General features: G+C 68.9%; 11 protein-coding genes. 1 reads left to right on the forward strand and 10 read right to left on the reverse strand.

The features are described 5' to 3' along the window. Positions 1-41: 41 nt before the first annotated feature. The 9 genes from pssA to OG514_RS25340 form a co-directional block, all read right to left on the reverse strand. A complete protein-coding gene (gene pssA / locus OG514_RS25300; RefSeq protein WP_030320135.1) occupies positions 42-908 on the reverse strand; it encodes a CDP-diacylglycerol--serine O-phosphatidyltransferase in 867 nt (288 codons plus the stop codon). After that, positions 901-1,557: a phosphatidylserine decarboxylase gene (locus tag OG514_RS25305; protein WP_266898539.1), complete on the reverse strand. Its 657-nt coding sequence runs from the start codon at positions 1,555-1,557 to the stop codon at positions 901-903. Before OG514_RS25305 ends, pssA begins: the two co-directional genes overlap by 8 nt. Before the next feature lie 169 nt (positions 1,558-1,726). Further along, positions 1,727-2,932 (reverse strand): acyl-CoA dehydrogenase family protein, encoded by a 1,206-nt coding sequence (locus OG514_RS25310; protein ID WP_015037484.1) that lies wholly within the window; start codon positions 2,930-2,932, stop codon positions 1,727-1,729. A gap of 2 nt (positions 2,933-2,934) precedes the next feature. Then, entirely contained in the window at positions 2,935-3,459 is a 525-nt protein-coding gene (locus OG514_RS25315) for a MaoC family dehydratase (protein ID WP_229315537.1), read from the reverse strand. Positions 3,460-3,464: 5 nt separating this feature from the next. Beyond that, positions 3,465-4,430 (reverse strand): CoA ester lyase, encoded by a 966-nt coding sequence (locus tag OG514_RS25320; protein WP_055640579.1) that lies wholly within the window; start codon positions 4,428-4,430, stop codon positions 3,465-3,467. After that, positions 4,427-6,448, reverse strand: a complete 2,022-nt coding sequence (locus tag OG514_RS25325; RefSeq protein ID WP_266898556.1) for a protein meaA — start codon at positions 6,446-6,448, stop codon at positions 4,427-4,429. The genes OG514_RS25320 and OG514_RS25325 overlap by 4 nt, the downstream gene beginning before the upstream one ends. A gap of 14 nt (positions 6,449-6,462) precedes the next feature. Then, positions 6,463-7,800, reverse strand: coding sequence for a crotonyl-CoA carboxylase/reductase (gene ccrA / locus OG514_RS25330; protein WP_266898558.1), 1,338 nt, complete (start codon positions 7,798-7,800; stop codon positions 6,463-6,465). Positions 7,801-8,185: 385 nt separating this feature from the next. Further along, on the reverse strand, positions 8,186-9,016 hold the full coding sequence (locus tag OG514_RS25335) for a TetR family transcriptional regulator (protein WP_266898560.1): 831 nt from the start codon (positions 9,014-9,016) through the stop codon (positions 8,186-8,188). Positions 9,017-9,131: 115 nt separating this feature from the next. After that, positions 9,132-10,913 (reverse strand): 3-hydroxyacyl-CoA dehydrogenase family protein, encoded by a 1,782-nt coding sequence (locus OG514_RS25340; RefSeq protein ID WP_266898562.1) that lies wholly within the window; start codon positions 10,911-10,913, stop codon positions 9,132-9,134. Between the two features lie 300 nt (positions 10,914-11,213). Between OG514_RS25340 and OG514_RS25345 the strand changes: the two genes are divergently transcribed. Beyond that, on the forward strand, positions 11,214-11,816 hold the full coding sequence (locus tag OG514_RS25345) for a HEAT repeat domain-containing protein (protein WP_266898564.1): 603 nt from the start codon (positions 11,214-11,216) through the stop codon (positions 11,814-11,816). On the opposite strand, the gene OG514_RS25350 is transcribed toward OG514_RS25345, so the two are convergent. After that, a complete protein-coding gene (locus tag OG514_RS25350; RefSeq protein WP_266898566.1) occupies positions 11,787-12,266 on the reverse strand; it encodes a RidA family protein in 480 nt (159 codons plus the stop codon). The two genes, OG514_RS25345 and OG514_RS25350, sit on opposite strands and share 30 nt — an antisense overlap. Positions 12,267-12,318: the final 52 nt, after the last annotated feature.

The following is a 12,318-nucleotide window of genomic DNA, read 5'->3' on the forward strand; positions in this document are numbered from 1 at the left end:
TATCGCCTCCGGGGCCCCTTCTCGTACGTACGTGTCCTGCGCTACGGCAGCTGTGCCGCCCGCGCCTCCCGGCTCTCACGCCGGTTGCCGCGGAAGGTGTTCACCCGGCGGGCCGTCGCGAAGAGGGGGATCACGGCGCCCATCACGACCTGGAGCGCACACCCGGTCTGGAGCAGGAACTGTCCGCCCGGAGCGTCGAACGCCCAGGCCGCCAGCATGCCCATCGCACCGACGATCCAGCTGAGCATCGCCACCGCGAGGATGCCCCGCGGCTTCGGGTACTCGACCCGGCTCACCATCAGCCAGGCGACACCGATGATCGCGAGCAGCGTCGGGATGAACGGCAGCTCCAGGAGCACGATCGAGACCACCGTCAGCGCGCCGAAGGGGCTCGGCATGCCCTGGAACATGCCGTCCTTCATGGTCACGCAGGAGAATCTCGCCAGCCGCAGCACCACCGCGAGCAGCACCACGATCGCGGCCACCGCCGAGACCTTCTGCTGCGCGCCGGGCGTGACCATGCCGTACACGAGTACGAAGTAGGCCGGGGCCAGACCGAAGCTGATCAGGTCCGAGAGGTTGTCGAGCTCGGCGCCCATCGGTGACGAGCGCAGCTTGCGCGCCACGATGCCGTCGAACAGGTCGAAGATCGCCGCGGCCAGCATCAGGATCACGGCGGTGGCGGCGCTGTTGCGCGCCATGCCGGTCTCCGTGCTGCCCGTGAGGTGCGGGATGAGGATGCCCGTGGTGGTGAAGTACACCGCCATGAATCCACACGTGGCGTTACCGAGCGTGAGGGCGTCCGCTATGGACAGCCTCAGCGACAGCGGCATCTCCTCGGCCTCTTCGGCCCCTTCCGCATCGGTGCCGGCGACCCAGTCGGCGGCCCGTGTGTCGGGATCAATCACGGTCAATGCGAGTCACCCCCGCTGTGGTGGCCTGGCCGACCTCGACGGCGACCTCGACACCCTCGGGGAGGTAGATGTCGACGCGCGAGCCGAAGCGGATCAGACCGATACGGTCACCCTGCTCGACCTTGGTCCCCTGCGGGATGTACGGCACGATGCGGCGGGCCACGGCCCCCGCGATCTGCACCATCTCGATGTCGCCGAGCTCGGTGTCGAAGTGCCAGACAACGCGCTCGTTGTTCTCGCTCTCCTTGTTGAACGCCGGGACGAACCCACCGGGAATGTGCTCCACGGACGTCACGGTGCCGGCCAGCGGCGCGCGGTTGACGTGGACGTTCAGCGGGCTCATGAAGATGGCGACCCGGGTCCGTCCGTCCTTCCACGGCATGATGCTCTGCACCACGCCGTCGGCGGGGGAGATGACCCGGCCCTGAGCGATCTCACGCTCGGGGTCGCGGAAGAACCACAGCATGCCGGCCGCGAGCGCGGTGACCGGCACGGCGATGGCCGCGGCACGCTTCGACTTGCGCGCACGCACGAGACTGAGCGCCGCGGTGGCGACGGTCGGCAGAAGCCACGGCGATGCTCCGCGCGCGAGGCGTGCGCCCGTGAGGCTGTCGCGGTGTGCAGAGGTTTGGCTGTGGGGCATGGATGACCTTCGTAGCGGATGATGCCGCACTGGCAACGGGGGACGGCGGCTTTCCCTCGATGCTATCGGTTGCGGGGCGCAACTGGGTAAGCCAGGAACCGAGTCGACGGCCGGAAGACGAACACAGGGTGTGATCTTCTTCGCGGCCGAAACGACTCAAAACCGACAATCAACCCTGGAATCGGTACTCCTCGAGCAGCCGACGACCAATGATCATTTTCTGGATCTCGGCGGTACCTTCACCGATGAGCAGCATCGGCGCCTCGCGGTAGAGGCGCTCGATCTCGTACTCCTTGGAGAACCCGTAGCCGCCGTGAATGCGGAAGGCATCCTCGACGACCTCCTTGCAGTATTCGGAGGCGAGGTACTTCGCCATCCCTGCTTCGAGGTCGTTTCGTTCCCCGGAGTCCTTTTTGCGTGCTGCATTCACCATCATCGCATGAGCGGCCTCGACCTTGGTAGCCATCTCGGCGAGCTTGAACTGAATCGCCTGGTGCTGGGCGATCGCCTTGCCGAAAGTGTGACGTTGCTGGGCATACGAGACACCGAGCTCGAAAGCACGCTGAGCGACACCGCAGCCACGGGCCGCCACGTTGACGCGGCCGACCTCGACGCCGTCCATCATTTGGTAAAACCCTCGGCCGGTGACCCCGCCGAGGACCCGATTGGCCGGAATGCGCAGTCCGTCCATGATGAGTTCGGTCGTGTCGACGCCCTTGTAACCCATCTTGTCGATCTTCCCGGGGATGGTGAGGCCGGGGCGGACCTCTCCGAAGCCGGGCTCCTTCTCGACGAGGAAGGTGGTCATCGACTTGTGGGGGGCGGTGCCCTCCGGGTGTCCTTCGTCACTTCGGACGAGAACGGCGACCAGCGTTGACGTTCCGCCGTTCGTCAGCCACATCTTCTGGCCGTTGAGGACGTACTCGTCGCCGTCCTTGACCGCCTTCGAGGTGATGGCCGACACGTCCGAGCCGAGGCCCGGCTCCGACATCGAGAACGCGCCACGCGTCTCGCCGGCGGCCATCCGCGGAAGGAAGTAGTCCTTCTGCTCCTGGGTGCCGTGCTGCTTCAGCATGTACGCCACGATGAAGTGGGTGTTGATGATGCCGGAGACCGACATCCAGCCACGCGCGATCTCCTCCACGCACAGCGCGTAGGTGAGGAGCGACTCACCCAGACCCCCGTACTCCTCGGGAATCATCAGACCGAACAGACCGAGCTCCTTGAGCCCGTCGACGATCTGCTGGGGGTACTCGTCGCGGTGCTCCAGCTCGGTGGCGACCGGGATGATCTCCTTGTCGACGAACTCCCGGACGGTCTTGAGGATCTCCTGCTGGACGTCCGTGAGCCCGGCGGTCTGGGCGAGTCGGGCCATGGCTACTTCTCCGTCTTCTTGGCGGGCTCGATCAGCTCGGGGCGGCCGGGCTGCTCGCCGCCGCGCTCCTTGATGTACGTCTCGGTGGGGACCATCACCTTGCGGCGGAAGACACACACGAGGGTGCCGTCCTGCTTGTAGCCCTTGGTCTCGACGTAGACGATGCCGCGGTCGTTCTTCGACTTCGACGGGGTCTTGTCGAGGACCGTGGTCTCGCCGTAGATCGTGTCGCCGTGGAAGGTCGGCGCCACGTGCCGCAGCGACTCGATCTCCAGGTTGGCGATGGCCTTGCCGGAGACGTCCGGCACGGACATGCCGAGCAGCAGCGAGTAGATGTAGTTGCCGACGACGACGTTCTTGCCGAAATCCGTCGTGTTCTCGGCGTAATTCACATCCATGTGCAGCGGATGGTGGTTCATCGTCAGCAGACAGAAGAGATGGTCGTCGTACTCGGTGACCGTCTTTCCGGGCCAGTGCTTGTAGACGGCGCCGATTTCGAACTCTTCGTAGGTGCGGCCGAACTGCATCGGGATCAGGCCTCCGGGATCTCGAACTTGCTGGTGCGCTGCATGCCGGCGGCGCGGCCCTTGCCCGAGATGACCAGGGCCATCTTGCGGGAGGCCTCGTCGATCATCTCGTCGCCGAGCATCGCGGAGCCCTTCTTCCCGCCGGCCTCGGACGTGTAGTAGTCGTACGCGTCCAGGATCAGCTCGGCGTGGTCGAAGTCCTCCTGCGAGGGCGAGAAGATCTCGTTCGCGGCGGCGACCTGGTCCGGGTGCAGCACCCACTTGCCGTCGAAACCGAGGGCGGCGGCGCGCTGCGCGACGGCCTTGTAGCCCTCCGGGTTGCGGATCTGGAGGTAGGGGCCGTCGATCGCCTGCAGGTTGTTGGCGCGGGCGGCCATCAGGATGCTCATCAGGATGTGGTGGTACGCGTCCGCCGGGTAGCCGGGCGGCTGCTCGCCCACGACCAGCGACTTCATGTTGATGGAGGCCATGAAGTCGGCCGGGCCGAAGATGATCGTCTCGACGCGCTGGGAGGCCTGCGCGATCGCGTTGACGTTGGTCAGGCCCTGGGCGTTCTCGATCTGCGCCTCGATGCCGATCTTGCCGACCTCGAAGCCCATCGTCTTCTCGATCTGGGTCAGCAGGAGGTCGAGCGCCACGATCTGCTGGGCGTCCTGGACCTTCGGCAGCATGATGCAGTCGAGGTTCTGGCCGGCGCCCTCGACGACGGTGACGACGTCACGGTACGTCCAGTGGGTCGTCCAGTCGTTGACGCGGACGACACGGGTCTTGCCGGTCCAGTCGCCCTCGTTCAGGAACTTCACGATGGTGTGCCGGGCCTCGGGCTTGGCCAGCGGGGCGCACGCGTCCTCCAGGTCCAGGAAGACCTGGTCGGCCGCGAGGCCCTGGGCCTTCTCCAGGAAGCGCGGGTTGGAACCGGGGACCGCCAGGCAGGAGCGGCGGGGGCGGAGTCGGTTCACGGGGCTGGTCATGCGGGGACCTCCGTACTTTCAAGGGGGTGGAGCTTGTTCGCTGTCCGGATCTCGTCGACGATACGTCCGATGATCTCCGTGATACCGAAGTCCTTCGGTGTGAAGACGGCGGCCACACCCGCACGCTTCAGTTCTGCGGCGTCGGCGTTCGGGATGATCCCGCCGACGATGACCGGCACGTCGGTAGCGCCCGCCTCGCGGAGGCGGTCGAGGACGTCCGGGACCAGCTCGGAGTGCGAGCCGGAGAGGATCGACAGACCCACGCAGTGCACGTCCTCGGCGAGGGCGGCGCTCACGATCTGCTCGGGCGTCAGCCGGATGCCCTGGTAGACCACCTCGAAACCGGCGTCACGCGCGCGTACGGCGATCTGCTCCGCCCCGTTGGAGTGCCCGTCCAGGCCCGGCTTGCCGACGAGCAGCCGCAGCCGCCCGACGCCCATCTCCTCGGCGGTCCGCGCCACCTTGTCCCGTACGAGGGCCAGCGGCGTGCCCGCCTCGGCCGTCACCGCGACCGGGGCCGAGGACACGCCCGTCGGGGCGCGGAACTCGCCGAAGACGTCCCGCAGCGCCCAGGACCACTCCCCGGTCGTGACGCCCGCACGCGCGCACTCCAGGGTGGCGGCGAAGAGGTTGCCGTCACCGGCAGCCGTCGCCTTCAGCGTCGCCAGGGATTCCTGGGCGCGGGTCTCGTCGCGGTTGTCGCGCCACTCGTGGAGGGCCGCGACGACCCGCGCCTCGTTCGCCGGGTCCACCGTCATGATCGCGGTGTCCAGGTCGGCGGTGAGGGGGTTCTCCTCGGTCGCCTGGAAGATGTTGACGCCGATGATCTTCTCGTCGCCGGCCTCGATCCGGGCGCGCCGTTCGGCGTGCGAGGAGACGAGCTGCGACTTGAGGTAGCCGGACTCGACGGCGGCCATCGCGCCGCCCATCTCCTGGATCCGCTCGATCTCCGCCAGGCACTCCTCGACGAGCGAGTCGACCTTGGCCTCGATGACGTGCGAGCCGGCGAAGATGTCCTCGTACTCCAGCAGGTCGGACTCGTGGGCGAGGACCTGCTGGATGCGGAGCGACCACTGCTGGTCCCACGGCCGGGGCAGTCCGAGCGCCTCGTTCCAGGCGGGCAGCTGCACGGCACGCGCGCGGGCGTCCTTGGAGAGGGTGACGGCCAGCATCTCCAGGACGATCCGCTGGACGTTGTTCTCCGGCTGGGCCTCGGTCAGACCGAGCGAGTTGACCTGCACGCCGTAGCGGAACCGGCGCTGCTTCTCGTTCTCGATGCCGTACCGCTCGCGGGTGACCTTGTCCCAGATGCGGCCGAAGGCGCGCATCTTGCACATCTCCTCGATGAAGCGGACGCCCGCGTTCACGAAGAAGGAGATACGGGCGACGACCTCGCCGAAGCGGTCCGCCGGGACCTGGCCGGAGTCGCGTACCGCGTCGAGCACCGCGATCGCGGTGGACATCGCGTACGAGATCTCCTGGACCGGAGTGGCCCCCGCCTCCTGCAGGTGGTAGCTGCAGATGTTGATCGGGTTCCACTTCGGGATGCTGTTCACCGTGTAGGTGATCATGTCCGTCGTGAGGCGGAGGGAGGGGCCGGGCGGGAAGACGTGCGTCCCGCGCGACAGGTACTCCTTCACGATGTCGTTCTGGGTGGTGCCCTGGAGCCGGGTGACGTCCGCGCCCTGCTCCTCCGCCACCACCTGGTAGAGCGCCAGGAGCCACATCGCCGTGGCGTTGATGGTCATCGAGGTGTTCATCTGGTCCAGGGGGATGTCCTGGAACAGCCGCCGCATGTCACCGAGGTGCGAGACGGGGACGCCGACCCGGCCGACCTCGCCGCGGGCGAGGATGTGGTCGGGGTCGTAGCCCGTCTGCGTCGGCAGGTCGAACGCGACCGAGAGGCCGGTCTGACCCTTGGCGAGGTTGCGTCGGTACAGCTCGTTGGACGCCTCGGCGGTCGAGTGACCGGCGTACGTCCGCATGAGCCACGGCCGGTCCTTCTGGCGCTCAGTCATCTATGGTCCCGGGCTCAGATGTTGCGGAAGCGGTTGATGGCGTCGATGTGCTGGGCGCGCAGCTCCGGGTTGCGGACGCCGAGGCCCTCCTCGGGCGCGAGCGCCAGGACGCCGACCTTGCCCTGGTGCAGGTTGCGGTGGACGTCGTAGGCGGCCTGGCCGGTCTCCTCCAGGGAGTAGACCTTCGACAGGGTGGGGTGGATCTTGCCCTTGGCGATCAGGCGGTTGGCCTCCCACGCCTCGCGGTAGTTGGCGAAGTGTGAGCCGATGATGCGCTTGAGCGACATCCACAGGTAGCGGTTGTCGTACTCGTGCATGTAGCCCGAGGTGGAGGCGCAGGTGGTGATGGTGCCGCCCTTGCGGGTGACGTAGACGCTCGCGCCGAAGGTCTCGCGGCCCGGGTGCTCGAAGACGATGTCGATGTCCTCGCCGCCGGTGAGCTCGCGGATGCGCTTGCCGAAGCGCTTCCACTCCTTCGGGTCCTGGGTGTGCTCGTCCTTCCAGAACTTGTAGCCCTCGGCGTTGCGGTCGATGACCGCCTCGGCGCCCATCGCCCGGCAGATGTCGGCCTTCTCGGGGGAGGAGACGACACAGATCGGGTTGGCGCCGCCGGCCAGGGCGAACTGCGTGGCGTACGAGCCGAGGCCGCCGCTCGCGCCCCAGATGAGGACGTTGTCGCCCTGCTTCATGCCGGCGCCGTTGCGCGAGACCAGCTGGCGGTACGCGGTGGAGTTGACGAGACCGGGGGAGGCCGCCTCCTCCCAGCTCAGGTGCCCGGGCTTCGGCATCAGCTGGTTCGACTTCACCAGGGCGATCTCCGCCAGGCCGCCGAAGTTGGTCTCGAAGCCCCAGATGCGCTGCTCGGGGTCGAGCATCGTGTCGTTGTGTCCGTCCGAGGACTCCAGCTCGACCGAGAGGCAGTGCGCGACGACCTCGTCACCGGGCTTCCACGAGTTCACACCGGGGCCGGTGCGCAGCACGACGCCCGCGAGGTCGGAGCCGATGACGTGGTACGGCAGGTCGTGGCGCTTGCTGAGGTCGCTGAGCCGGCCGTAGCGCTCCAGGAAGCCGAAGGTCGAGACCGGCTCGAAGATCGAGGTCCAGACCGAGTTGTAGTTCACGGAGCTGGCCATGACGGCGACCAGGGCCTCGCCCGGACCGAGCTCGGGCACCGGCACGCTGTCGAGGTGCAGCGACTTGCGCGGGTCCTTGTCACGGCTGGCGAGCCCGGCGAACATCTCCGCCTCGTCCTTGTGGACGGTGATGGCGCGGTACGACTCGGGGAGCGGGATGTTCGCGAAGTCGGCGGACGTGGAGTCCGAGGACTGGATCGCGTCCAGGATGTCCTTCACGGGGTTGCCTCCGGCGGTGCGGCGTCCTGAGGGGGGACGCGCTGAGAGTTACGTCTGGGGCTGCTGCTGTGGAGGTGTGCCGTCGGTTCGGCGGGGGTGGTGCGGCTGCGCCTGGTGGGCGCGGTGGGTGCCTGTGACGCAGGCGTCCGGGCGCACGAACACGATCGCTTGTGGGGACAGCCGGCGCACGAGGAGACCTCTGCGCGCCGACCGCCCGGACACCCTCAACGTATGGCACGGCGTGTCACGTGACAAGGCACTGCGTGCCAACAATTTCACTCAGATGCAATCTGCCGGTCACAGATGAGCGATGATCGATCGAACCGCAGGTCAAAACCGGCGAAGGCCGCCCCCGGAGGGGCGGCCTTCGCCGTGGGAAGGGGGGTCAGCTCTTCGTCAGCGCCTGCTGGATCGTGCGCATGACCTCGTCGAGCGGTGCGTCCGTACGGGCCACGGCGACCACCACGTCACCGGTGGTGGAGGCACGGACGGCCGGAGCCGGCTCGGCGGTGCCCGGGGCGGACGAGGAAGGGGCCGGGCGGCCCGCGCCTATGCCCGAGCCGAAGGTCTCCCGGACGATCGCGAAGGCGTGGTCCAGCTGGGACTCCACGTCGCCCTGGCCCCCCGCCCGCAGCCAGCGGCGCAGGACGTGGTTGTGGGCCGTGACGACCGCCGAGGCCGCCACCTCGGCGAGCAGCGGGTCGTCGTTGCCGTCGTGGTGGTCGCGCTCGTCGAAGTGCCCGAGGAGATAGCGGGTGAACAGCCGCTCGTAGCGGGCCACCGAGGCGATCTCCCGCTCCCGCAGGGTCGGCACCTCACGCGTGAGCCGGTAGCGCTCCACGGAGACCGCCGGGGACCCCGCGTACATCTTCATGACTTCCTTGATGCCCCGGCACACCGTGTCGAGCGGGTGCTCGTGCGGCGGGGCCGCGTTCAGCACCGCCTCCGCCCGCACGAGGGTGTCGTCGTGATCGGGGAAGATCGCCTCTTCCTTCGAGCGGAAGTGACGGAAGAAGGTCCGCCGCGCGACCCCCGCCGTGGCCGCGATCTCGTCGACCGTCGTGGCCTCGTACCCCTTGGTCGCGAACAGCTCCATCGCGGCCGTGGCGAGCTCCCTGCGCATCTTGAGCCGCTGGGCGGCGGCGCGAGTACCCGCCGCGCTCTCCGGAGCGTCGGACGGGGACGTGGCACGGGGTGTCTTCGCGGCCTTGGGCATGGTCCGAACGTACTGCATCGGAGGGGGAGTGTGCCCAGGTGGGGGCGGGGAGCCCTCCCGGGCACCGACGGTGCCCGGGAGGCTCAGCAGACCGCCCCAGCCGGCCGCTCCCGGCTCAGCGTCGGGCATATTCGCGGAAGCCGCGCCCCGTCTTGCGGCCCAGGCAGCCCGCCGCCACCAGATGCTCCAGGAGCGGGGCCGGGGCGAGACCCGGGTCGCGGAACTCGCGGTGCAGCACCTGCTCGATCGCCAGCGAGACGTCCAGGCCGACCACGTCGAGCAGCTCGAACGGGCCCATCGGGTACCCGCCGCCCAGCTTCATCGCGGCGTCGATGTCGTCCAGGGTCGCGTAGTGCTCCTGGACCATCTTGATCGCGTTGTTCAGGTACGGGAAGAGCAGCGCGTTCACGATGAACCCGGCCCGGTCGCCGCAGTCCACCGGGTGCTTGCGGATCTTCGTGGTGACCGCGCGGACGGTGGCGTGGACGTCGTCGCCGGTCAGCACCGTACGGACGATCTCGACCAGCTTCATCGCCGGAGCCGGGTTGAAGAAGTGCATCCCGATGACGTCCTGTGGGCGCGAGGTGGCGCGGGCACAGGCCACGACCGGCAGCGAGGAGGTCGTGGTGGCCAGCACCGCGCCCGGCTTGCAGATCTTGTCGAGCCGCGCGAACAGCTCCTGCTTGACCTCCAGGTCCTCGGCGACCGCCTCAAGGGCCAGGTCGACGTCGGCGAAGGCGTCCAGCGTGCCCGCCGGCGTGATCAGGGCCAGCGTCGTGTCACGGGCCTCGCCCGTCATCCGGCCCTTGTCGACCGAGCGGGCCAGCGACTTGGCGATCCGGGCCTTGGCCGTGTCCGCCTTCTCCTGGGAACGGGCGGCGAGGACGACCTGGTACCCGGCCTTGGCGAAGACCTCGGCGATGCCGGAGGCCATCGTGCCCGAGCCGGCGACGCCGACCGAGCGGATCTCGCGGCCGCCGGCGGCCTCCGCGGAGCCGAGCGGGGTGAGTGCGTCCCGCACGACCTCGCCGGAGCCCGGCGCCTCGTACGTGTAGAAACCGCGGCCCGACTTGCGGCCGGTCAGACCCGCCTCGCTGAGCTGCTTGAGGATCGGGGCCGGGGCGTGCAGCCGGTCGTGGGAGTCCGCGTACATGGCCTCCAGGACCGTACGGGCCGTGTCGACGCCGATCAGGTCGAGCAGCGCGAGCGGGCCCATGGGGAGACCGCAGCCCAGCTTCATCGCCGCGTCGATGTCCTCGCGGGAGGCGTACTTCGCCTCGTACATGGCGGCGGCCTGGTTCAGGTAGCCGAAGAGCAGCCCGTCGGCGATGAAACCGGCACGGTCGCCGACCGCCACCGGCTCCTTGCCGAGGTCCAGGGCGAGCCGGGTGACGGCGTCGACGGCCCGCGGGTCGGTCAGCACGGAGGAGACGACCTCGACCAGCTTCATGGCCTGGACCGGGGTGAAGAAGTGCAGGCCGAGGACGCGCTCGGGGTGCGCCGAGTCGGCGGCGAGCCGGGTGACGGAGAGCGCGTTCGTGCCGGTGGCGATGATGGTGCCGGGCCGGACGATGCCGTCGAGGGCCCGGAAGACCTCCTGCTTCGCCTCGTACGACTCGGGCACGACCTCGATCACGAGATCGGCCTCGGCGGCCGCGTGGAGGTCGGAGAAGGTACGGAAGCGGGCCAGGACGTCCTGCCGCTCCTCCTCGGTGATCCGCTCACGGGCCACCGCACGGGCGGTGGAGGCCTCCAGGGCGGCGACGGCCTGGGCGGCGGCGGTGTCGCTGATGTCGATGCCGATGACCTCGCGGCCGGCCCGGGCGAGGACATCGGCGATACCGGTGCCCATGGTGCCGAGACCGACGACGGCGATGGTGGAGAGAGGGGTGTCCATCAGGGGACTCCTGAGAGGAAGAGTGACGACTGAGGGCAGTGCGCGCACGAAAGGCGCGGGAAAGAACGAGGGCGCGGCCCGGAGAAAGGGCTATGCCCTGGGAAAAGGGGCGACGGACTCTGTCCCGGAGTCACGTCGAAACTGCCGAACCGACAAACACCCACAACGGCTGCGTCACCAGGCCGTTGTGAGAAGCGCGGGGGGTGCCCCGCTCACCTGAGACTAACCGGCCGGTAACGAGCGCGCCAGTCCCGGGAAGTTGAGGAAAATGTGATCTGGATCGCGGATAGGCTCGGATTCATGGAATACGCCGAGGATCCGGAATTCTGCTCGATGATCGATCGATTGCGGGACGAGATCGAGAATGACACCGGAACCGTCCCGGCGGCATTCGAACATCTCGCGGAAACCACCGATCCCGAGGAACTGCACCACGTCCTCACGGCACCCGCGCAGCCCCTCTGGGCCCGCGAGATCGCCGCCTACGCCCTCGGCGTCGCGGGCGACCCGCGCGCCTTCGAGGCCCTCGTGCTCCTCCTCAACCACCGCGACCCGGAGCGCTGCGTCACCGCCGCCCACGCCCTGACCCGGCTCGGCGACCCCCGTACCGCCCGCGCGGCCGCCGCCCTCGCCACCAACGAACTCCGCGTCGCCTACGCCCTGCTGCCGATCCGGCTGCTCGCCGCCCTCCGCGCCCCCGAGTCCGTACCCGCCCTGATCACCGTCCTCGAACGGCGGCTGCCCGCCGACGACCCGCACTGGCGGGTCGGCCTCGCCTGCGTCGAGGGCCTCGGCACCCTCGGTGATCCGCGGGCCCGCCCGGCCCTGGAGGCCGCGCTCCCGCACCCCCGGCTCGGCGCCGAGGCCGAACGGTCACTGGGCCGACTCGGCACCGCCCACTGACCGAAGACGCGGACGGGAGACATCGGTCGTACCGGACTCTTCTTCCGCCCGCGTCGGGACCAGCGCGAACGCCTCGATCTCCACGAGCAGTTCCGGGCGGACGAGCGCCGACACCTGGACCGCCGAGCTCGCCGGCAGCGGTGCCCCCGCGAAATGGGCGTCCCTGGCCTCCCGTACGGCCGGAAGATGGGCGACGTCCGTGACGAAGTACGTCAGCTTCACCACGTCCTGGAACCCGGCGCCCGCCGCGGCGAGGCAGCGGTCCAGGTTCGCGAAGACCTGACGGGCCTGCGCCACCGCGTCACCCTCCCCGACCACCGCGCCCGAGGCGTCGAACGCGCACTGGCCGGATATCGCTACGAAGCGGCCCGTCCCCCACACGACATGGCTGTACTGGGGGCTGGCGGCGATGCCGTCGGGAGCGGGGACGTGGGTCAGGTGGCTCGTCATGTCGCACATCCTCGCGCACGGCACTGACAATGCCCGCCCCCTTGCGGCGGCG

The organism is Streptomyces sp. NBC_00572, assembly GCF_026341815.1.
Lineage (GTDB): Bacteria > Actinomycetota > Actinomycetes > Streptomycetales > Streptomycetaceae > Streptomyces.